Annotated in this window: 16 protein-coding genes and 1 pseudogene; 4 read left to right on the top strand and 13 right to left on the bottom strand. The window is 59.7% G+C overall.

The window, feature by feature from the left end; all coding sequences use genetic code 11:
• Positions 1-84 precede the first annotated feature (84 nt).
• From CAF77_RS04810 to CAF77_RS04785, 6 genes are all read right to left on the bottom strand, one after another.
• Entirely contained in the window at positions 85-510 is a 426-nt protein-coding gene (locus CAF77_RS04810) for an AprI/Inh family metalloprotease inhibitor (RefSeq protein ID WP_159085215.1), read from the bottom strand.
• A gap of 93 nt (positions 511-603) precedes the next feature.
• On the bottom strand, positions 604-2,070 hold the full coding sequence (locus CAF77_RS04805) for a serralysin family metalloprotease (RefSeq protein WP_064381663.1): 1,467 nt from the start codon (positions 2,068-2,070) through the stop codon (positions 604-606).
• A 388-nt stretch (positions 2,071-2,458) separates the two neighbouring features.
• Entirely contained in the window at positions 2,459-3,544 is a 1,086-nt protein-coding gene (locus tag CAF77_RS04800) for a polyamine ABC transporter substrate-binding protein (protein ID WP_064381664.1), read from the bottom strand.
• A gap of 56 nt (positions 3,545-3,600) precedes the next feature.
• Positions 3,601-3,945, bottom strand: coding sequence for a cupin domain-containing protein (locus tag CAF77_RS04795; RefSeq protein WP_011334089.1), 345 nt, complete (start codon positions 3,943-3,945; stop codon positions 3,601-3,603).
• A gap of 27 nt (positions 3,946-3,972) precedes the next feature.
• Entirely contained in the window at positions 3,973-5,379 is a 1,407-nt protein-coding gene (locus CAF77_RS04790; RefSeq protein ID WP_064381667.1) for an FAD-binding oxidoreductase, read from the bottom strand.
• Positions 5,380-5,430: 51 nt separating this feature from the next.
• The gene (locus CAF77_RS04785) at positions 5,431-6,246 is read right to left on the bottom strand and encodes a helix-turn-helix domain-containing protein (protein WP_064381669.1); all 816 of its coding nucleotides are present in this window, start codon (positions 6,244-6,246) and stop codon (positions 5,431-5,433) included.
• A 263-nt stretch (positions 6,247-6,509) separates the two neighbouring features.
• Between CAF77_RS04785 and CAF77_RS04780 the strand changes: the two genes are divergently transcribed.
• Entirely contained in the window at positions 6,510-6,782 is a 273-nt protein-coding gene (locus CAF77_RS04780; RefSeq protein ID WP_011334086.1) for a DUF1652 domain-containing protein, read from the top strand.
• 57 nt (positions 6,783-6,839) lie between these two features.
• Here CAF77_RS04780 and CAF77_RS04775 read toward each other — a convergent pair whose 3' ends face one another.
• Complete coding sequence (locus tag CAF77_RS04775; RefSeq protein WP_064381671.1) at positions 6,840-9,314, bottom strand: UvrD-helicase domain-containing protein; 2,475 nt, start codon at positions 9,312-9,314, stop codon at positions 6,840-6,842.
• 278 nt (positions 9,315-9,592) lie between these two features.
• Here CAF77_RS04775 and CAF77_RS04770 point away from each other — a divergent pair, with 278 nt between their 5' ends.
• Positions 9,593-10,288: a pirin family protein gene (locus CAF77_RS04770; RefSeq protein ID WP_064381673.1), complete on the top strand. Its 696-nt coding sequence runs from the start codon at positions 9,593-9,595 to the stop codon at positions 10,286-10,288.
• Between the two features lie 61 nt (positions 10,289-10,349).
• Here CAF77_RS04770 and pgm read toward each other — a convergent pair whose 3' ends face one another.
• From pgm to CAF77_RS04750, 4 genes are all read right to left on the bottom strand, one after another.
• Complete coding sequence (gene pgm / locus CAF77_RS04765; RefSeq protein WP_064381675.1) at positions 10,350-11,996, bottom strand: phosphoglucomutase (alpha-D-glucose-1,6-bisphosphate-dependent); 1,647 nt, start codon at positions 11,994-11,996, stop codon at positions 10,350-10,352.
• 76 nt (positions 11,997-12,072) lie between these two features.
• Positions 12,073-13,503, bottom strand: coding sequence for a PLP-dependent aminotransferase family protein (locus CAF77_RS04760; protein ID WP_064381676.1), 1,431 nt, complete (start codon positions 13,501-13,503; stop codon positions 12,073-12,075).
• 49 nt (positions 13,504-13,552) lie between these two features.
• The gene (locus CAF77_RS04755; protein ID WP_064384099.1) at positions 13,553-15,007 is read right to left on the bottom strand and encodes a hypothetical protein; all 1,455 of its coding nucleotides are present in this window, start codon (positions 15,005-15,007) and stop codon (positions 13,553-13,555) included.
• Positions 15,008-15,552: 545 nt separating this feature from the next.
• The gene (locus CAF77_RS04750) at positions 15,553-16,575 is read right to left on the bottom strand and encodes a zinc-dependent alcohol dehydrogenase family protein (protein WP_064381679.1); all 1,023 of its coding nucleotides are present in this window, start codon (positions 16,573-16,575) and stop codon (positions 15,553-15,555) included.
• 270 nt (positions 16,576-16,845) lie between these two features.
• On the opposite strand from CAF77_RS04750, the gene CAF77_RS04745 reads away from it, so the two are divergent.
• Positions 16,846-17,760, top strand: coding sequence for a LysR family transcriptional regulator (locus CAF77_RS04745; protein WP_042610061.1), 915 nt, complete (start codon positions 16,846-16,848; stop codon positions 17,758-17,760).
• A gap of 58 nt (positions 17,761-17,818) precedes the next feature.
• Here the strand turns inward: CAF77_RS04745 and CAF77_RS04740 are convergent.
• Positions 17,819-19,014, bottom strand: a pseudogene (locus tag CAF77_RS04740) (MFS transporter).
• Between the two features lie 102 nt (positions 19,015-19,116).
• Between CAF77_RS04740 and CAF77_RS04735 the strand changes: the two are divergent.
• The gene (locus CAF77_RS04735; RefSeq protein ID WP_064381684.1) at positions 19,117-20,085 is read left to right on the top strand and encodes an AraC family transcriptional regulator; all 969 of its coding nucleotides are present in this window, start codon (positions 19,117-19,119) and stop codon (positions 20,083-20,085) included.
• 37 nt (positions 20,086-20,122) lie between these two features.
• Here the strand turns inward: CAF77_RS04735 and CAF77_RS04730 are convergent, their stop codons facing one another.
• A complete protein-coding gene (locus tag CAF77_RS04730; protein ID WP_064381686.1) occupies positions 20,123-20,884 on the bottom strand; it encodes an SDR family oxidoreductase in 762 nt (253 codons plus the stop codon).
• Between the last annotated feature and the right edge of the window lie 6 nt (positions 20,885-20,890).

The following is a 20,890-nucleotide window of genomic DNA, read 5'->3' as shown; positions in this document are numbered from 1 at the left end:
TAAAACCGGTCTGCGAGTTATTGCACTGTCGCTTATAACTGTAACGGGGCGCTTTATATTTAAACGGTCAGTCGGTTTCGGTCATTACGGCTGCTGCGAGGAACGCTCAAGTGTAATCACCAGGCCCGACTTCAAAGTGCTCAGATAAAGCCCTTCACGTTGTCGGCTGAAAAACTGGATTCTTGAGCCTTCCTTGCCGGTGATCGACAGACCGTCCGGATCGGGAAACCAGCCGATGGCGGCATCCTGCAACCACGCGCTCAGGCAATCGGCGCCCTTGCCCAAGGTCTGGTTCGCCTCGAGGTCGATCTGGCAGGTGTTCGACGGCTTGTCTTGCAGGGCTTGCGCTTCGGGGCTGTCACTGCGGGCGCTCAGGGTTGCCTGCCACTGCCCGGCAAATACCGATGGGTCTTCAAGTCTGAGGCTGCTTGCCATGGTTGTTTCTCCAGAAATCATCAGCATCGGCAACAGATACGCCGCCGCTTTGCGGGTAATAGCGAATTGGATCATAGGAAATTTCACTCCGGCACGTAGCCTTGCTTACCGGCCATGGCGATGCAAGTAAAGAAAACGGCGCATCACGCGCCGCTTTCCCGTGTTACGTCACGCCACGATGTCGCTGGTGGCTGCCTGGCCAACGGTACTGACCTGGAAATCAGCCACGCCGTGCCCGGAGAAGTCCACCGACAGCAGGCTGTTGCCACCCGAGGAAGTCAGGACCGCATCACCCGCCGCACCGGTGAAGGCGCTGACGAAGTGCAGGCCGGCGCCCTTGGTGATACCGGTCAGGTCGATTTTGTCCAGACCGCTGACGAAATCGAGGATCTGATCGATCGCACCCGGCTTGGAGTCGGAGCTGGCCGCGAACACAAAGGTGTCCGAACCCGCGCCGCCCCACAGCTTGTCAGCACCGCCGGCGCCCCAGATGATGTCGTTGCCGGCACCGCCTTTGAGCTCGTTGGCCGCGCTGTTACCGATCAGCAGGTCGTTGCCCGAACCGCCAATGGCGTTCTCGATGGTGACGCCCTTGGCGATGGACACGTTGCCCACCAGGCCGCCAACGTCGGAGAACGAGGCTTCATTGAGGTTGATCTTCTGGTTCTGGGTGAAGCCCGAGAAGTCGAAGGTGTCCTTGCCGCCCGCATCCCACACCGAGAACACCAGCTTGTCGGCCGACGACGAGGCGCTGAGGAAATCGCGACCTGCGTTGGAGTTGAAGCCGTAAGTGGTATCACCGGTACGGGTGGTCAGGTTGGCTCCGTAGAGCTTCTGGATCGCTGCGATGTCATCCATCAGCGGGCCGGAGGAATAGGCTTCCACGCCACCCTTGCTGAAGTTCTGACTGGTGTTGCTTTCGCTCCAGTAGCTCATGACGCTGTAGCCGCGGGTGTCTTGCCCGTAGGTGGCGTCGTTGTAGGTCGGGTTGCCGTTGCCGGCGTTGTAGTCGCCCGGGTGCGCCAGACCAAGGGTGTGGCCGATTTCGTGGGTCAGGGTCTGACGACCGTAGTTGTTCAGATCCGGATTCTTGTTTTGCGTGTAGCCACTGTTGATCAGGTACCACGACGTGCCGTCATAACCGGCGCCGGTGCCTGGCAGATAAGCGAACGCTGCAGCGCCATCCTGGCCACCGCTGTAGTTACCGAAGGTCATGTGACCGTCACCGCCCGAGGCTTTCTCGGTGAAGGTCACGTTGGCCACATCGGCCCAGGATTGCATGGCGAGCACGGCCTGGGCTTTTTGTTGGGTACTGAACTGACTGAACCCGCTGATCCCGTGCTTGTTCATCGTGCTGGACGATGCCGAGGTCAGGAACGTGTAGGTGAGCTCGATCTTGCCGCTGCCATCCTTGTCCTGATAGGCAGCGCCGTCGCGCAGCAGCTGGGTGGCGGCCTGGTCGACGGAGAAGGAGGGTTTGCCATTGACCGTGAGGTTGCCGCCACGATCGTACTGATGGCTGAAGCTATTGATCTGGTTATACGCCGTGCTGGTCGCTGCCAGAGGTTGCGGCGCCGCGCCCAGCTGGAAAGCCTGTTCGGCGGTATCAACAGCGTTAGCTTTTACTTTCGACATAAACACACTTCCTTGTTTAGCAATGGAACAGTTTTTGTCCGATAGCGACAACCCCTGGCGAGATTGTCCTATCACTCGCCCAATGAAGGCGTAAGAAACCTGACACAATTTGAAATCTGTCGTCTAGCGTTTTTTCGAGATCAAATTGAACTGTTCCGGGAAACTCCCGTAAACAAAGCGCGTGCCGCCGAAAGAATGTTGTAAGTTTGGTGAGCCTGCCTAATTGTCTGACGATTTCTTATTTAAATATTAAATATCGGTAAGTTGTTTTTTGTTAGCAACGTCTCACTTTGCTGCACTTTATCAGTGCGATGCCAGTGTATTGATATCAAGTAATTCCGACAGAACATAATCAGGCGAGGGCTGTGCCGCCCTCGCCTGTTTTTCTTCAGCTGCCAGTACGAATCTTGTTCCACACCCGCGTGCGGATCCGGTCGATGTTCAGCGGCATCGCTTCCAGCGCGAACAGCTTGCCCATCATTTCCGGGCTCGGATACACCTTGGTGTCATTCTTGATCGCCGGGTCGATCAGGCTATCGGCCTGCTCGTTGCCATTGGCGTAGTGCACGTAGTTGCTGATGCCGGCCATCACGTCGGGCTGCAGCAGGTAGTTCATGAATGCGTAGCCGGCCTTCTCGTCCGGCGCGTCGGCGGGCATGGCGACCATGTCGAACCAGATCGCGGCGCCTTCCTTGGGAATTTCGTAACCGATGTCGATGCCGTTCTTCGCCTCTTTGGCGCGGTTTTCCGCTTGCAGGATGTCGCCGGAGAAACCGACAGCCACGCAGATGTCACCGTTTGCCAGGTCGCTGGTGTACTTCGAGGAGTGGAAATAGCTGACGTACGGCCGCACTTTCATCAGCAGCGCTTCGGCTTTTTTATAGTCTTCCGGATTCTTGCTGTGGTGCGGCAACCCCAGGTAATTGAGCGCTGCCGGTAGCAGTTCCGGGCCGTTGTCGAGGATCGCCACGCCGCATTTCTGCAGCTTTTCCATGTATTCGGGTTTGAAGATCAGGTCCCAGGAGTCCACCGGCGCGTTGTCACCCAGCACAGCCTTGACCTTGGCGATGTTGTAGCCGATGCCGGTACTGCCCCACAGGTACGGAAAGCCGTGTTCGTTGCCCGGATCGTTAGTCTGCAAGGCCTTGAGCAACACCGGGTTGAGGTTCTTCCAGTTGGGCAACTGGCTCTTGTCGAGCTTCTTCAGCGCACCGCCCTCGATCTGCCGCGCCATGAAATGGTTGGAGGGAAACACCACGTCATAACCGGATTTACCAGTCATCAGCTTGCCGTCGAGGGTTTCGTTGCTGTCGTAGACGTCATAGGTGACGCCGATGCCGCTGGCCTTTTCGAAGTTCTTGGCGGTGTCCGGTGCGATGTAGTCGGACCAGTTGTAAACCTTGACCGTATCCGCAGCCTGAGCGAGGGAAACGGCGAGCATCAAAGGTGCGAGCGCGAGGGTCTTTCGGATCATGGATCGATTCCTGTATTGGCTATTGTTGTTGGCAGGCAATCAAAAGGATCAAAACGTCAGAAAATCAGGACATAGGTCTTGCGCACGGTTTCCTCGATGTCCCAGATCCCGAGCGTATTGGCCGGCAACATCAGTGCGTCGCCACCTTGTATGTGCAGGGTTTCGCCGCCGTCGTCCGGGGTGAACGTGCAGCGACCGGAAATGAAATGGCAGAACTCCTGAGCGGTGATCTGCCGGCGCCAGCGCCCCGGGGTGCATTCCCAGACCCCGGTTTCGACGCCGTCGTCGCGCTCGACGCTGGTGGTCGATGCAATCGCTACCGGCGTGCCGAGCGGTACGGCCACCGGATTGGACTCATCCAGTTGCAACGTGGCGGTGTTCTTGAATTGGGTGATGCTCATGGCGTTACCTGTCTCGTAGTAAAACGTTTAGTGCATGAAACCTTCCATGAATCCGGCCACCTGGCGGGCAAGCTTGCGCCGCCAGGGTGCGGTCGCCGGATTGGCCAGGGTCTGGTCTTCGTGGACGAAGCTTTTGATGATTGCGTTGTAGCCGAGCCAGCGGCACGGCTCGGGCTCCCACGCTCGCAGTGCGTGGATCCCGCCATCGGGCAACACCCATGGCTGATGCGTCAGCTCGGTGTCGCGCTCAAGAATCAGATCCGCCAGCGTCCGTCCGCCCAGATTGGAGGCGCCGACACCCTCACCGCCATATCCACCGGAAAGCGCGATGCCGTTGGCCCGGTCACACAGCATGTGCGGTTTGAAATGCCGGGACATGCCGAGGTTGCCGCCCCAGGCGTGGGTGATCTGCACGTTTTTGAGCTGCGGGAACAGTTCGCCGAACAGGTAGCGACGCAGCTCGACTTCATCGCGGGTCAGGTCGAAGTTGTGGCGCAGCTTGCCAGCGAACTGATAACCGCCACGGGCGCCGAAGATCAGCCGGTTGTCGGCACTGCGCTGGCCGTAAGTGACCTGACGGCTGAACTCGCTGAAAGCCTGGCCTCGGCTCAGGCCGATTGCGTCCCAGGTCGCGGCGGACAACGGCTCGGTGGCGACGATCAGGCTCTGCACCGGTAATTGATAACGGCCCAGCGGCGGCAGCGTGACGGAATAACCTTCGATGGCCGGGACGATCCAGCGGCTGCGCACGCCGGCCTTGTCGGTACGAAGGCTGCCGGCCTGCCAATGGGTCACCGGGCTGTTTTCGTAGATTTTCACCCCCATCCTTTCGACGGTTCGCGCCAGGGCGCGCACCAGTTTCGCCGGGTGAATGGTCGCCACGTGCGGCGCGAAGATCGCGCCATAGGGTTTGGCGATTCGCAGTTGCTGCGCCAGTTGCTCCGGGCTTAGCCAGCGGTAATCGTCGTCGGTCAGGCCCTGGGCGTGGAGCTTTTTCAGGTAGTCGCGAAGACTGGCTTCCTGCTCGGGATAGCGCGCGGCGCAGTACAGCACCCCGCCCTTGCGGTAATCACAGTCGATGCCTTCGCGTTCGAGGACGATTTCCACTTCATCGGGAATGCTGTGCAACAGGTCGAATGAAGCACGGCGTTGTTGTGGCGACAGCCCTGCCAGCAGGCGATCCTCACCCAACAGATTACCCATCAGCCAGCCGCCGTTGCGACCGGACGCGCCGAACCCGGCGGTTTGCGCTTCGATGATGGCGATGTTCAGGCTCGGCGCCTGTTGTTTCAGGTAGTACGCAGTCCACAGTCCGGTGTAACCGGCGCCGATGATCGCCACATCGACGTCCAGGTCCTGCGCAAGCGACGGGCGCGCGGTCAGCGGCTCGTCGAGTTGATCCATCCACAAACTGATAGTGCGCCACGCCGGCATGCAAGACTCCGCCAATCCAGGTTTCGATGGCGTCGATCCTAGAGGCAGAACTCAGGGATTGTCTTGCGCGCGTGTCCGCAAAGAAATTTGCTTCGCGTAGGCCTTGGGCGACTGGCCGGTGTGCTGGCGAAAGCAGCTATAGAAAGCCGACAGCGAATTGAAACCGGCGGCGAAGGCCAGTTCATCGATGCGCAGCGGCGGCGTGGCGTTGTCCAGCGCCTGCAACAGATGTTGCAGGCGCGCCTGATTGACGTAGCGGTAGAAGCTTTGCCCCAGCACCTGATTCAACAGGTAGGAAATCTGGTTACGGCTGTACCCGCACTCCTTCGCCACCCGTTGCAGATCGAGTTCCGGATCGAGATAAGGCTGCTGACGCTGGAAGTATTGTTGCAAGTCATCGGCCATGAAACTCAGCTGACGGGGCGACAGGCCTAGGCGACTCGTCGCCGGGCGCTGGCGGGTTGCCGTCAAGCTGTCGGCCTGTTCGCGCACCAGCGACGCATATTCGTTGACCCGCCAGATCTGTCCGTCCTTGACCGTGATCGCTTCACTGGAGCGAAACGACACCAGCCCGTTACCACCGCGCAACGTCACTTCGTATTGAATGAAGGCGGTGTTGCCGTCGATACGGATGCGGTCGCAATGCTCCAGCGCTTCGTCGGACTCGCGCGGCATGCTGACCCGGACGTACTCGCGCAACTCGTCGAGGCCGAGCACGCGGTTCTGGAAGAAATCGTTGTACTGGATGTCCGGGTGGTACAGCGCCATGACGCCATCCAGGTCCCGGTGTTTCCAGCACAGGTGATAGCGCATGACCGTTTCGGCCGTGGCCCGGCTCTGTTCCGGGCCGTCATCATCGGCGTGCATAAGAGACTCGTGGAAAAAGAATCGAGCTTGCCCAACTTCTGATGTTGCTTCAATAACCGACAGTGATAGCACTTTGCCGAAGATGGCGATGGACAGTGACTTACATCAAAAAAATCCCGGCAATCGCTAAATCGACTGAAAATTCTCACAGGAACTTCACATCCAGATGCTACTTTTAAAGGCAATCACCGGTTGGGCCAATGACGGCTCTTCCCACCTACCATGAGCGAACGGAAGCGCTCGATGAAGAAGGCGGGCAACACATGAATAAAGGGTCAAGCAAGGTCACGTTTCCCAATGCCTGCCAGCTGATGCGCTGGCATTTTCATCCCATGGGTTTCGAGGCGACCATGGATGCGCCGGGCAGTCTGGTCGCGCGTCTGTTCGATCGGGCCAGCGGCGAAACCCTGATCGCGATCGCCGGCATCCCCTGTGCCACAGTGATGAACGCGGCGGATGTGGAGCGAATAATCGAAGCCGTCGAGGACGAGCTGGAGGCATTCATTCCTCCGGAATCTCTCAAGAGTTATGCATAACTAGCTGATTTAAAATAAAAAGCCCGCTTTGCGCGGGCTTTTTCTTGGGCATTGGATTCAGGCCGTTTTCTTTTCCGGACGATGATCGACGAAGAACGGTTTGCCTTTGGCAACCCGGTCGGAAGCTCGAGGCATGTTGACTGCCTGCGTGTCTTGCGGCTCGACGTACCAGTAGCAATGGCTGACTGCGCGAGTGATGCCGACGTAGGCCAGGCGCAGGATTTCGTCTTTTTGCGCACTGTCATAAGGCTCGCTGTCGCCGGCCTTGCCCAGTCCGGCCATGCGATACACCTGATTCTTGTATGGCGAACTGGTCAGGTGCTGGCAATCGCCCAGCAGAAAAACCGCGTCGGCCTGCAGACCTTTGGCGCTGTGATAGGTCAGTTGTTTCAGTCGGCGGGACTCGTACGGCAAGCTCGAATCCACATTAACTACAGACTGAATATGCTGCTCTATCAATAATTTATCGCTGCTTTTTCGATATAGCATCAGGATTGAATCGCCCTTGCGGTAGTGTTCCGCCAGGCGCTGGCCGAGTGCCTGATCGTCGCGCTCCAGCACGTTGACTGGCTGCAACGGCCTCTCCTCGCCGCTGGCCTTGGCCTTCTTGCCCGGGATCGCCGGCGCTGCCCGGACGATGTGTTCCGCCGCGTCGATGATGTGCTGATGGCTGCGATAGTTGTCGCTGAGCATCACCCGGGTCGTTCTCGGCGACGGGAATTCCTTGTTGAATTCCATGAAGTAGCTCGGCGAACTGCCGCGCCAGCCGTAGATCGATTGCCAGTCATCGCCTACGCAAAGCAACGAGGATCGCTGCGCGCCTCGTCCGACGTGCATGGACGGGCCGCGACTACGGATTTCCGAGAGACTGGCGCGAATCCACGAGACGATTTGCGGCGAAACGTCCTGAAACTCATCGATCATCAGGTGCGACATTGGCCGCAACAGCTCATCGCTGAGCAGTTTGAAGTTTTCCGGTGAATGCTCGCTGAACAGCGCGAACATCCGGTTGTAAGTCATGACCGGCGGCTTCTGATCCAGAAGGTGATCTTCCAGCGCTCGCCAGAACAGACTTAAAGCCTCGAAGAAAAACCGGTCCGGATCATCCTTGGCGAAACTCATGCGGCCAACGGCGTCCGGCACATCCAGGCCCAGGTTCTCGATAAAACCGGCGGCGGCGACAAAACAGTCGAGCAACGGCGCGGACGCCAGCTCGCCCTTGACCTTGTAATCGAAGCCGGGACCGGCGCTGACATCGCCTGCTAGCGTGGCCAATAAACGCTTTGAAGATTCGTAATTATCCAGCCAAATCAGTGGCTTGCGACAGAAAGCTTGAAACAGGGTGCGCTTGACTGCCCACTCTGCACGCACCGTCAGCTTGGCGTTGGGACGGCAGACCTGCGGGTTTTCCCGAGGGTCGAAACCCAATACAACCCAGGCATCCAGACTTGGGATGTAGCCGTGGCAATGGAACGATGCGCCGTTGATTTCGAATGTCTGGCGGCTGGGCTCGATGCCCTTGATCGGCCAGGCGCCCGCACGCAGCCACATGTCCTCGATCATGTCGCACAGCTCTTCATCGCGGCGAGCGGCCAGCTCTGTCACGGCCACGCGCTTTTGCACATCCGGATGATCGCGTTCCAGCTCCTTGAGCTGCAAGGCGTGCCGGGACAGCGGCTGGATCAGTTGCGCAAAGCGCGGGTCTTCTTTGTAGAGACGGTGGTAACACGCGTTGAGCTGCTGGCGCTGCGCGTCGTTGATACGCAGATCGAACGGATTGCTGTCGACGTCTTCTTCCCCACCCTGCGGGCGGTGGCTGAGGTTTTCGAATGCCTGCAAGCGCTCGAACCCCGGCAGGCTGCGAACCATCGGCAAGATCCGCGAGTGGAAGGTGCGCACCAGATCCCGCGCGTCTTTCTGACTCAGTGCCCGGCCCCACAACGCGAACAGTTCGATCAGTTTTTTGATGAAGTCCCTGCGCGACTCGCGGGTGAAGGTCACCACGGTCATCGAATCGAGCTCGAAGCCCAGATAGTGAGTCAGCAGCAGGATCCGCAACACCAGCGTGGTCGATTTGCCGGCTCCGGCGCCGGCAATCACCGAGGTTGACGGGGTATCGCTGAAAATCATCTTCCATTGCGCAACGCTCGGCTGGGCGTGGGCTGGCAACAGACGCGCAACGTCGGCTTTCATGCGTTTCTTCAGTTCTGCGCCGAGCGGCAGGCGCCAGTCGTCGAACAGATGATTATCGATACCCGGAGGACGATGCTCGGTATTACGGCTGTCGCGGATCAACAAAACCTGGCGGCCTTCTTCCAGCCCGTCCGCCTTGCCTTCCTTGTACCCGTAATCCACGCCGGCGGTATGTCCGCTGCGAAAGCCATCGGCCTGACCATGCAGCCACGAGGCTCGGTGCTGGGCGCGCAGTTGCGTCAGGCCGTGGCCTAAGAAACGCGCCGCCAGGCGTTTGAACCAGGGCATCTCGGCCAGGGGGCGAAGTTCGGGAGGAAGATCGGGGGTGTGTTGCGCCACGCTGACGGACTCCGGATGTGAGGCTGTGGGGGGCTATGGTGTCTGCATTTGCTTTTTTGTTCTAGCGAAATGCTTACAGGTCATTGGTTTAGGCGATGAATTGAAGGTGGGATGAGACGGTTTCGAGCTTTTTATATATCCATTGATTCGATTGGAATGCCGCACTTTTTACGCTTTTTATCGATGTTTGACTGATAGATGATGCGTGCCATCAATCACCGGTCTCGCTTCGTGGCTCAGGCATCACGCCCCATGACGAACCTTTTGAGGAGACGATCATGCTTGAACTCAGACCCTTCAGCTCGCTGGGCGGCGCCCATCACGGCTGGTTGGATGCCCATCACCATTTTTCGTTCGCCGAGTACTACGATCCGCAACGCATGAGCTGGGGCAACCTGCGCGTGTGGAACGACGACATCATTGCCGCGGGTACGGGCTTCCCGACTCACCCCCACCGCGACATGGAAATCATCACTTACGTGCGTGAAGGTGCGATCACCCACCAGGACAACTTGGGCAACAAGGGCCGCACCGAGGCTGGCGACGTGCAAGTGATGAGCGCCGGCACCGGGATCGCCCACAGTGAATACAACCTGGAAGCCACGGATACCAAGATATTCCAGATCTGGATTCTGCCGACCGAAACCGGCGCGCCGCCGTCCTGGGGCGCCAAACCGTTCCCGAAAGGCGACCGGGAAGGTTTCGTAACGCTCGCCAGCGGCAAGACTGGTGACGACCAGAGCCTGCGCATCCGCGCCGACGCGCGTTTGGTGGCGGCCAATATCAAGGCCGGTGAAACCGCTGAATATCGCCTTGATGCCGGACGCCGGGCGTATCTGGTTCCCGCTACGGGTGTCATTGAAGTCAACGGCTTGCGCGCACAAGCTCGAGACGGTGTGGCAGTGGCTGATGAACAGGTGTTGACCGTCACGGCGCTTGAAGACAGCGAGATCGTGTTGGTGGATCTGGCCTGATCGGCGAATCGCGGGTACAAAAAAGGGCGACCTCAGGGTCGCCCTTTTCCGTTGCCTGGATTTACTGGGTGCTGATCGCACCGTCTACCAGCATTTGCGCTTCAGCCACCAGTTGCTTGAGGTGGTCGTCGCCGATAAAGCTCTCGGCGTAAATCTTGTAGATGTCTTCGGTGCCCGACGGACGTGCGGCGAACCAGCCGTTTTCGGTCATCACCTTCAGACCGCCAATGGCCTGATCGTTGCCCGGCGCTTTGCTGAGAATGCTCTGGATCTTCTCGCCCGCCAGTTCGGTCGAGGTGACCTGCTCCGGCGACAGTTTGCTCAGCAGGGCTTTCTGCTCTGGATTGGCCTTGGCGTCGACACGCACCGAGAACGGCTCGCCCAGCTCGTCGGTCAGCGCACGGTAGGCCTGGCTTGGGTCACGGCCGGTACGGGCGGTCATTTCAGCGGCCAGCAGGGCTGGAATCAGACCGTCCTTGTCGGTGCTCCAGACCCCGCCGTCCTTGCGCAGGAACGAGGCGCCGGCGCTTTCTTCGCCGCCAAAACCCAGCGAGCCGTCAAACAGACCATCGGCGAACCATTTGAAGCCGACCGGCACTTCGTACAGGCGACGACCCAGACGCTTGGCCACGCGATCGATCAGACCGCTGCTGACCACGGTTTTGCCCACGGCCGCATCGGCGCGCCACTGCGGACGGTTCTGGAACAGGTAGTCGATCGACACGGCCAGGTAGTTGTTCGGTGCCAGCAGGCCGCCGGACGGCGTGACGATGCCGTGACGGTCGTGATCCGGATCGCAGGCGAAGGCCACGTCAAAGCGTTCTTTCAGACCGATCAGGCCTTGCATGGCATGGCTGGACGATGGGTCCATACGAATCTGCCCGTCCCAGTCGACGGTCATGAAGCGGAACGTCGAATCGACTTCCTTGTTCACCACGTCCAGGTCCAGACGATAGTGCTCGGCAATCGCCGACCAGTAGCGCACCCCTGCTCCGCCCAGCGGATCGACACCCAGGCGCAGTTTGGCGCCGCGAATGGCATCGAAGTCGATGACGTTGATCAGGTCGGCCACGTAGGTGTTGACGTAGTCGTGACGGTGGGTGGTTGCGGCCTTGAGCGCCTGCTCGTAGCTGATGCGTTTGACGCCGGCCAGTTTGTTGGCCAGCAGTTCGTTGGCCTTGGCTTCGATCCACTTGGTGATGTGGGTATCGGCCGGGCCACCGTTGGTTGGGTTGTACTTGTAACCGCCGCTCTGAGGCGGGTTGTGCGACGGCGTGATGACGATGCCGTCGGCAAGACCCGTGGTGCGACCACGGTTGTAGCAGAGAATGGCGTGAGAAACCGCCGGGGTCGGGGTGTACTCATCGCCTTCGGCGATCATCACGGTCACACCGTTGGCCGCCAGCACTTCCAGGGCACTGGCCCCGGCCGGGGTCGACAGTGCATGGGTGTCGATACCGACGAACAACGGCCCGGTGATGCCCTGGGCTTCGCGATACAGGCAGATTGCCTGGCTGATGGCCAGAACGTGCCACTCGTTGAAACTCAAATCAAAGGAACTGCCCCGGTGCCCGGAGGTGCCGAACGCCACGCGCTGGGTGGAAACCGAGGCGTCGGGTTGCCCGGTGTAATACGCCGTAACCAGTCGCGGGATGTCGACCAACAGTTCTGCCGGTGCCGGTTTGCCCGCAAAAGGACTGAGTGTCATGCAAAACCTCTGAAATAGAGTGGTTCAGGAAATTGAAACCGAGTTTACTGGCAGTTCGTCCAGAGTGCGATGGGGTCTATTGCATACAGGCCGGGTGTTTTCGAGCATCCGCCCGCGGAGCCAGTCGTAACGCATCCCCAAGCAGTCCGACAAGTCTTAACAACTCGTGTTCGGCGCTGCCCGTCACGCTCACGCGCATGTATTGCGCGTGCAGCCCCTGAAGGCTGAACAGCTCCCCCGGCGCAATCAACACATGCTGCTTGAGCAAGCGTTGAAACACCGTGTCCATCGCAATCGGATGTGCAGAATGCAGCCAGATCGTTGCGCCTCCCTGAGGTTCGACGATCTGCACAATGTCGCCCAGACGCTCACGCATCAAATCGATCCATTGCGTTCGACGCTCCCTGAGCAAGTGCTTGAGCACCGGCAGATGCTGGTCGACTCGCCCGCTCGCATAGAGCCGGGCAATGGCCTTCTGGCGGATCGGCGACAGACGAAACGAACGCAGCAGGAAATGACGCTGCAGGTCTGCGCGCCACTGTCGCGAGATGACAAAACCGTAGGGCGCTTCGACCCCGATGATTTTTTCGAACATGGAAAAAACCAGCAGACGGTCGGGATCCACCAGCTCACGCAGGGGGTCCCCTTCAGCGTCGTCCAGCAATTCGCCATGACAATCATTTTCCAGCAGCCAGGTGCCATGACTCAGGAGCAAATCCGCGATGGCCTCACGGCAGGCCGGCGGGATACGGCTGCCGTGCGGCATGTTCAATCTGGAGGACAGCAGGATCAATCGCACCCGCTCGCTCTCAAGCAACCTTTGGAGGTTCTGCGGATCGCAGGCGCCGTCCGGCTGAAGCGGCAGCTCGATCACCCGAACCTCGGCGGACTGGAACAGGCGCAGGATCATCCAGTCGCATGGCGACTCGACCACCACCGTCGAGTGACGCAGCTCAAGGACAGCGATCAGGATCTCCAGCACCCCACGCAGATCGGCACCGATATAGACGTCCTCGGCGTGCCAGCAATGGTCGGCCGATGAGGTGTAGCGGGCGGCGAGCAGCGTGCGCAGCTCCAGTTCGCCGCAAGGCTGGGCCGGCGTCTGCAAGTGTCGTGGATACTGGCGCAACAGCTCTCGTTCAAGCATCAGCAAAGGCCGGTCAAGGGGCTGGATCGATGCCGGTTCATCGGCACTCAGTACCTGCATCCCGGTGCACCTGGCGTTGACGTAGACCGTTTCCAGCAAATCACTGCCGCGTCCGGGCGGCATGACCACCGATGTCGGCTGTGCGAAATATCCCGACTTGGCCACGGAATAGACCCGGCCTTCTTTTTCCAGCAATGCGTAGGCGTATTGAATGGTCGAGATCGATACGCCAAGCCGCTCGGCCAGCTGCCGTAACGATGGCAGTCGAATCGCGCCTTCACTACCCGGTTCGCTGATCAGTTGCGTCAGGTAACGATAGACCGCCTGATAGGCAAAATCGGATCCTCGCGACTCACTCATGAGCGGGCGCCTGCAAGCAGATCCCCGTGGTCGAGCAATACAAACACACTCAACCTTCCGCCGAACGGTCGCCCAGCGTGACTTCATGCTCGGGCAACTCGGGCGCTTTTGCGAGGTGATCGCCCATCGGGACCGCTTCCATTGCGTACAACCGGCTGATCAGTCGAAGGGGCAAGCCGCTGACATCTGTCATCCACTGCAGCACCTGCTCCGGCGCATGCAGGCCCTGCATGGCGCGGTGCAGCTCCGGCATGGCGACCAGCATCCCCGGATGACAGGTGCGCAGGAATCGCTCAAGGCCGGCGCCTGCGTTGATGAAGGGTGCGAACAACAGGCACACCAGTTGCGGCTCATCAAGGTCGAAGTTCTTCTGCAGGGCAGCCGCCGCCAGCGATCGGTGCTCTGCGAGATCAGCCAGATTGGCGAACGCGGATTCAAACCGCTCACAAACCTGCTCCGGCGTGTTCCTGCGACGCATCGTCGCCAGGCATTGCTGTTGATACTCCGAAACCCCGGCTTCATAGGTGCGCCCTTCGATGTAACTGGCCTGCAACCCTTTCAGATAGGCGCCGATCAAAGGATCGGCACACTCGCCGGTACGCGCTTCAAGCATCAGGTCGTCTGCCTGAAACCCGAGGAAGTCGCTGAGCAAGGGCCACCGCTCTTCCATTTTGCCCACCACCATATCGTCGATACCGATATAGCTGGTACGGCGACAGGCTTCGAATTCACCGAGCGGTCGCCACGGCACCCGGTCGTCCTGGCTATAAAGCTCGCGATAGCAATCACCGCCAAGGCTGTCGAGCAGACAGAACAGCTCTTCGAACCCGCCACCCTTGCGCGACAACTCGCCCAGGCCAACCTTGCGGACCGCCCGCTCCAGCCCATCCAGAAACTGCTCCTGACGGAGTGCGTTGTCGCTGCTGATCAATGCGTCGACCCCGTTGTTCCAGCGGGCGACCTGACCGTAGAACTCGGCGGTGCTCAGGTACAGGTCATCCCATAGGGTCAGCGCCTCATCCCATCCGCGGCGGTGCCCCACCATCAGCAGATTGAGTCTGCCGGCCTCGCGCCCCTCGTCGCAGACAGGCGCCAGATGGTTGAATGGCAGGATCTCGCGATGATCCACCATCAACAGCTCGACTCTCGGGTCGTCATGCAGAAACAGCGCACTGAAACAGCGATGCAGGTTGTGCAATGCCGAAGCCGGTACGCCATTGCTGCGCAGGGTAGCGACCCGCAACTGAAACGTGGCCGGTGCACGCCCGGCAATGCTCAGCTGGGCTGCACGTAAAAGGGCCAGGCTATAGCAACAATCGCGCGTGCCCGATTGAATCGCCAACACCTTGAAATCACCGATGCGATCCATGCCCCCGGCAGCGACCGCCAGCCTCTGGATCAGCAACTGCAACGCCGTGCGTTCAGCACGGGAAAAGAAACTCAGCAATCGTTGCAATACTTGCTGGTAGACATAATTCATTGCCTGATCATGGATCGTGCTCATCAGTACTTCACCCGGTATCAAAGGTTTATATCGCGCGATCACGAATGGTGAACGCACAATCATTCTTCATTAATTAATAGACGCTGAAATGCTAACACTTAAGTTTTTGTAGTTATTTGAAACAGTTGAGCGCGCGGCACTTTTGCTTGACCAACGGCAAGCCTGAAAGCCGCGCCGTTACTGGGCCCTTCGCGAGAACGCGTTTTCCTAGGAAACTTCTTACAAGCCCCTGCACATGATGAGCACAAGAAAAAAAGAAAGGATTACATGGCACCCCTACAAACATTAAACAAAAGTTTGAGGCGCGATGATAAACAGCCGCTTGATATTGCACGGAGCAAATAGAATGCACAGACATAGCTCATTCCTTGAGATGAAAGTAGTCATTCAATTATCAGGGTCTGGAGGGCAATTAGAAGATACAGATCGAGAGTAAAAACCAGTTCAGTTGCTGAACGTCCCCAGGTGTCTGACCCAGGGATTCTCGGTGTCTGAAGGATAAAACGCACAAGAGTCCGTGGGGCCACGGACTCTGATCGGGAAGGTCAGGCAGTTTCGATTTGCAAGGCAACCCGCTCGCGGCATGGGCACTCGTCCATGTAGCGGTGAGCTTCGACAAACTCGTTGAACGGGAACACGCGGGTCTTGAGCGGCAGCAGCACACGGTCGGCAGTGAGCTGGTTGATATCACGCAAGGCACGCTGCAGGGCGACGTGATCCTGAATGATGCCGAGCTCCGGCTTGCCGGTGAAATTGCCGATGCAATGCACGAAAAACTGAATGTTCTTCTGGAACGCTGCGCACGCTGGGAACGGCGTCTGGTTGCCTCCCTGCAAGCCGTACAGCACCAGACTGCCACGGGGTGCCAGCACATCGCCGAGCAGCGACATCTGTGGCCCGCCGAGACCGTCGAACACCACGTCGACACCACGGTTGTCGGTGATCTTGTTGATGCGCATCAACAGGTCTTCTTCTTCGGTGACGATCACTTTCTCGGCACCGAGAGACAGCAGGTACTCACGTTCCTCCGCCGTTTTGGTGGCGGCAATCACCCGCACACCCAGTGCTTTGCCCAACTGGACGAAGGATGGGCCGGCACAGTGGCTGGCGTCGGTCACCAGGGCGAACTGCCCGGGTTTGACTCGTGCCAGGTCAACGTAGCCAAAATAGGCGATCAACAGCGGCGTGTAATGCACGCTGGCTTCAATCGGGCTGAGCACGTCCGGATAACGGGTCAGCGCGGTGCGCGGCAGAACGATCAGTTCGCCGTAGACCGGGTAATCGTTGGGGCTTTCGGCCGGGAAGCTGGCCACCTTGTCGCCCACTGCCAGATCTTCGACGCCGTCGCCGATGGCTGTGACCACACCGGCCATTTCATGGCCCAGGCCTGAAGGCAGGCGCGCCTGGGACGACGCCAGATTCTGACGCCAGAGCGTGTCATACCAGCTGATGCCGATCGCCTCGACACGCACCTGCACTTCGCCAGGACCTGGCTGAGCAGCCGCATGCTCTTCGCATTTGAGCACCTCGGCCGGACCAAACTTGTGAAAACGGATCGTGCGGGACATCGCAAACCTCGTCAAAGTAACCTCTAATGCCATGAACTCTATCTGGGCTTTCCAGCCACGACTATCAGTGGCTATTAATAGTCGACATGCCTGTCATTGATTCCGCAGCATGGCCAGCATTGAAAAAATCCATGAAAAAACTGCTGCCACCTTCTCAGTAAAGCTGAATTACCCGGTGCAGAGTACCAGCCTTTCCCCGTAAGATTCATGCCGGCCATTGTTCTCATATGGCCACTCTCGTCAAGCTTGATGACTCTGCCAGGACTCCAGATGAATCGTAATGACCTGCGTCGTGTCGACCTCAACCTGTTGATCGTGTTTGAAACGCTGATGCATGAGCGCAGCGTGACTCGTGCAGCGGAAAAGCTGTTTCTCGGACAACCGGCGATCAGCGCGGCGCTCTCGCGTCTGCGCAGCCTGTTCGACGATCCTTTGTTTGTGCGCACCGGGCGCAGCATGGAGCCTTCCGCCCGCGCGGTGGAAATCTTCGCCCTGCTCTCCCCGGCCCTGGACTCGATTTCGACCGCCGTCAGCCGCGCGGCGGAATTCGACCCGGCCACCAGCACCTCGGTGTTTCGCATCGGCCTGTCGGACGACGTCGAGTTCGCGTTGTTGCCGATGCTGCTCAAGCGCCTGCGCGCCGAAGCGCCCGGCATCGTGCTGGTGGTACGCCGCGTCAACTACATTCTGATGCCGGGCCTGCTCGCCTCCGGCGAAATCTCCATCGGCGTCAGCTACACCACCGATTTGCCGGCCAACGCCAAACGCAAGGTTCTGCGCCGCAGCGCCCCCAAACTGCTGCGCGCCGATACTGTGCCGGGCCCATTGAGCCTGGATGATTACTGCGCTCGTCCACATGCGCTGGTGTCGTTTGCCGGTGACCTCAGTGGTTTCGTCGATGAGGAACTGGAAAAACTCGGGCGTAAACGGCACGTGGTATTGGCCGTGCCGCAGTTCAACGGCTTGGGTACGCTGCTGGCGGGCACCGACATCGTCGCGACCGTCCCCGATTACACAGCGGAAGCCCTGACTGCCGCTGGCGGCCTGCGCGCCGAAGACCCACCGCTGCCGACGCGCACGTTCGAGCTGCACATGGCCTGGCGTGGGTCGCAGGATAATGATCCGGGGGAGCGGTGGTTGCGGTCGCGGATTCAGATGTTCTTTGGGGACCCTGACAGTCTCTAGGCTTCCTTTGCGGCATCTCCTTGTTACGGACGGGTTCGAAACGGTTTGGCAATCCGGATCAAAGGTGCAACGCGGGCTTGGCCTGGCGAACGCCATGGACAGTAGGCACGCGGACACGCAGCGCAATCAGTAACGCGGCCAGCAGCATCAGCATGGCCGCCGCCACGAATACGGCGGCACTTCCTCCAAGGCTGAACATCGCGCCGCCAGCAGCCGCGCCCGTTGCGATGGCGGACTGCACAGAGGCCACCACCATGCCCCCGGCGCTTTCCGCCTGATCAGGTACCGCGCTGGCGACCCAACCGCCTGCCCCGGCACCGACGCCGGCAACAGCACCAACGCCAGTGCTGCGACGCCGACCAGCGCGGGCATCAATACCAGAGTGGCCAGAGGGTGGCGCTCCAGCAGCCTCCCGGCCAACAGCGTGCCGACGAAGTTCGCCACGCCGAACCCCAGCAGCATCAGCGACAGCCCTTGCGGACCGATGCCGGTAGTTCCTTCAAGAAATGGCCGAACATAAGTGAACATCGCAAAGTGCCCGCTGTGCACCAGTACACAACCGAACATGCCCATGGCGATGCCCGGGCGCAGCAATACCTCCAGAACGGTGCGCAGTCTTGCCGGCCGGCGCGGTGCAAGGCACGGCAGCGTGAGCGACTGGAAAGCCAGGGTCACCATGCCTACTGCCGCCGCTGCAAAGAACGCGCTGCGCCAGCCATATAACCCGCCCAGATAACTGCCCAGCGGCACCGCAACGACCGTCCCAATCGCTATGCCGCTGAAGATGATCGACAACGCCCGAGGCAACAAAGCACTCGGCACCAAACGCATCGCTACCGCTGCCGCCATGCTCCAGAACCCGCCAAGGGCAATACCCAGCAAGATGCGCATCAACAACAGCACCGCGAAGCTGGAGGAAACGGCGACCAACAGATTCGACGCCACCATCAACGTGGAAAAACCCAGCAACACCCAACGTCGATCGATGCCGCGGGTCAGGCCTGGCACCAACAGGCCCGCGAACAGCGCCACCACGGCTGTCACCGTTACCGCCTGGCCAGCCAGCGCTTCGGACACTCCCAGATCGTTAGCCATCAGCGTCAACAAACTCGCCGGCAGGTATTCAGCGGTCAGTAACCCGAACACACCCATTGCCAACGAGAAGACGGCCATCCACGCGGGCGTCGAAGGTTCCAAGTCCGCGCCGACGCCGCAATGGCGGTCGGATACGGTGTTACTTAAACAGTCAGTCATTGCACGGATCTCCCAATGTTCATTGCGAGCCGAAGTCTAGGCGCCGGAAATCGGATGATCTATGATCCAAAGTCTCTACTTTTTGATCAAAACACCTGAACAATGTCTGCAGATCAGTTTGCTCTCTCCTCGGACCTCATCAATGAACTATTGCGCGGCATGCGCCTGCGTGGCGTTGAATACCGGCGTATCCAGGCGGGTCCCACTTTTGGATTGAGCTTCGCGCAAAAGCCTGGGCACGCCTGGTTCCACTTCATGGCCGTGGGCAATGCGGAACTGCGAATGGAGGACGGCAACACCTACGCGCTGTCTGCCGGCAACGCCGTGTTCATCTCCCATGGTGCGACCCATCAACTGCTTTCCCATCCGGACGCGCCTGTTCAAGACATCGACGGTCTAGACGGCGAAACCTTGGGTGACACCATCAGTGCGGTGGATACCGGAACCGATGCCTGCCCCACGCCGAGCACTCTCTTGTTCAGTGGTTGCATGGAGTTTGAACTGGGCAGTATCCATGGGCTCGGCCGGCTGATGCCGGGCCTGATGCTGATTGATGCCGGCGGCCAGCGTTACCCCGGGCTGGTACCGATCCTGACCGCCATGGAACGGGAGGTCAGCGCCGCCCGTGTGGGGTTCGCCGGTATCCTCGCGCGGTTGGCCGACGTGGTGGCCGCCATGGTTGTTCGCGGCTGGGTGGAGTGCGCCTGCGGCAATGCTTCCGGGCTGATCGCCGCCTTACGCGATCCACGCCTGGCCGGTGCACTGCTTGCGCTCCATCAACAACCGGGCCGCGACTGGACCGTTGCGCAGTTGGCAGAGCACTGCAATACCTCGCGCTCGGTATTCGCGGAGCGCTTCCAGGTCACGATTGGCATGACTCCACTGCGCTACGTGACCGAACTGCGAATGCGGCTTGCAAGCCAGTGGCTGACGCTCGAAAGGCTGCCGATTGAAGAGGTGGCGCAGCGCTTGGGCTATACATCCCAGGCTGCTTTCAGTCGTGCATTCAAGCGCATTACGGGCAGGACACCGGGTTTGAGTCGCAAGGCGAGGCAGCCCGCGACTACTTGAAGTCCAGCGCAAGGAGTCAAGGATCCGCGCCTCTGAGTCACTTGCCGCCGGTTACGTCGAGGAATGTACCGGTCACAAATGATGCCTCTGCGCTGGCCAGCCACAAAATGGCCCGCGCCACCTCGTCTGGCTGCCCGCCCCGGCCCATCGGGATTGAGTCCTTGACCCGATCGACCCGCCCCGGTTCGCCGCCGCTGGCATGCATGTCGGTATAGATGTGGCCCGGGCGGACACAGTTGACGCGAATGCCCTCACGGGCCACCTCCTTGGCGAACCCGATGGTGAACGTTTCCAGCGCCCCCTTCGATGCTGCGTAGTCAACATACTCATTTGGACTGCCCAGACGCGCCGAAGCCGACGAGACATTGATCACCACGCCTCCCGCACCACCGTGCCGCAGAGACATGAGCTTCACAGCCTGCTGGGCGCACAGAATCGGCCCGAGCGCATTGACCGCAAAGATGCGTTGCATGCGTTCGAAACCCAGATCCTCAAGGCGTGACTGCTGCGCCAGCACGCCTGCGTTGTTGACCAGGACATCAATGCGCCCGAACGTGCGGTCGATCGCGGTAAAAAGACTCGCAACCTGCTCGGGATCGGCACTGTCGGCGCGCATCGCCAACGCCTTGCGCCCCATCGCTTCTATATCTGCCGCTACCGCCAGCGCAGCAGACTCATTGGCAACGTAACTGATCGCCACGTCGTAGCCCTGCTCGGCAGCGAGTCGGGCGGTGGCGGCGCCCACTCCTCGGCTGCCACCGGTAATCAGAATCAGCGGAGCCTGCGAGACGTTAACCATGAAACT

Source organism: Pseudomonas sp. R15(2017) (assembly GCF_002112685.1).
GTDB classification, from domain to species: Bacteria; Pseudomonadota; Gammaproteobacteria; order Pseudomonadales; family Pseudomonadaceae; genus Aquipseudomonas; species Aquipseudomonas glycinae.
This window is presented reverse-complemented; position numbering and strand designations above follow the sequence as displayed.

Bases quoted from the DNA above. Each gene is read 5' to 3' on its own strand.
- CAF77_RS04810 (WP_159085215.1), bottom strand. From the start codon at position 510: ATGATCCAATTCGCTATTACCCGCAAAGCGGCGGCGTATCTGTTGCCG.
- CAF77_RS04805 (WP_064381663.1), bottom strand. From the start codon at position 2,070: ATGTCGAAAGTAAAAGCTAACGCTGTTGATACCGCCGAACAGGCTTTC.
- CAF77_RS04800 (WP_064381664.1), bottom strand. From the start codon at position 3,544: ATGATCCGAAAGACCCTCGCGCTCGCACCTTTGATGCTCGCCGTTTCC.
- CAF77_RS04795 (WP_011334089.1), bottom strand. From the start codon at position 3,945: ATGAGCATCACCCAATTCAAGAACACCGCCACGTTGCAACTGGATGAG.
- CAF77_RS04790 (WP_064381667.1), bottom strand. From the start codon at position 5,379: ATGCCGGCGTGGCGCACTATCAGTTTGTGGATGGATCAACTCGACGAG.
- CAF77_RS04785 (WP_064381669.1), bottom strand. From the start codon at position 6,246: ATGCACGCCGATGATGACGGCCCGGAACAGAGCCGGGCCACGGCCGAA.
- CAF77_RS04780 (WP_011334086.1), top strand. From the start codon at position 6,510: ATGAATAAAGGGTCAAGCAAGGTCACGTTTCCCAATGCCTGCCAGCTG.
- CAF77_RS04770 (WP_064381673.1), top strand. From the start codon at position 9,593: ATGCTTGAACTCAGACCCTTCAGCTCGCTGGGCGGCGCCCATCACGGC.
- pgm (WP_064381675.1), bottom strand. From the start codon at position 11,996: ATGACACTCAGTCCTTTTGCGGGCAAACCGGCACCGGCAGAACTGTTG.
- CAF77_RS04760 (WP_064381676.1), bottom strand. From the start codon at position 13,503: ATGAGTGAGTCGCGAGGATCCGATTTTGCCTATCAGGCGGTCTATCGT.
- CAF77_RS04755 (WP_064384099.1), bottom strand. From the start codon at position 15,007: ATGAGCACGATCCATGATCAGGCAATGAATTATGTCTACCAGCAAGTA.
- CAF77_RS04750 (WP_064381679.1), bottom strand. From the start codon at position 16,575: ATGTCCCGCACGATCCGTTTTCACAAGTTTGGTCCGGCCGAGGTGCTC.
- CAF77_RS04745 (WP_042610061.1), top strand. From the start codon at position 16,846: ATGAATCGTAATGACCTGCGTCGTGTCGACCTCAACCTGTTGATCGTG.
- CAF77_RS04735 (WP_064381684.1), top strand. From the start codon at position 19,117: ATGTCTGCAGATCAGTTTGCTCTCTCCTCGGACCTCATCAATGAACTA.
- CAF77_RS04730 (WP_064381686.1), bottom strand. From the start codon at position 20,884: ATGGTTAACGTCTCGCAGGCTCCGCTGATTCTGATTACCGGTGGCAGC.